1 protein-coding gene is annotated in these 326 nt (G+C 67.5%); it reads left to right on the top strand.

The window, feature by feature from the left end; all coding sequences use genetic code 11:
• The coding region (locus IEJ02_RS48090) for an acyltransferase domain-containing protein (RefSeq protein WP_223865642.1) at window positions 1-326 on the top strand (326 nt) is incomplete at both ends.

Here is a 326-nt window from a genome sequence, read left to right as displayed (position 1 = left end):
ATTGCTGAGTGTGAGCGGGTGTTGTCGGGGTGGGTGGATTGGTCTGTGCGGGGGGTGTTGCGGCAGGAGGTGGGGGCGCCGTCGTTGGAGCGGGTGGATGTGGTTCAGCCGGTGTCGTTTGCGGTGATGGTGGCTTTGGCGGGGGTGTGGCGGTCGTTTGGTGTGGAGCCGGCGGCGGTGGTGGGGCATTCCCAGGGTGAGGTGGCGGCTGCGTATGTGGCGGGTCTGTTGTCGTTGGAGGATGCGTGTCGGGTGGTGGTGTTGCGGTCGCGGTTGATCGGTGAGCGTTTGGCGGGCCGGGGCGGGATGCTGTCGGTGGCCGTGTC

Source organism: Streptomyces sp. 5-10, from assembly GCF_014712245.1.
In the GTDB taxonomy this organism is placed as follows: Bacteria; Actinomycetota; Actinomycetes; order Streptomycetales; family Streptomycetaceae; genus Streptomyces; species Streptomyces violaceusniger.
The sequence above is the reverse complement of the archived record's forward strand: the minus strand, read 5'-3'. Positions and strand labels throughout refer to the sequence as shown.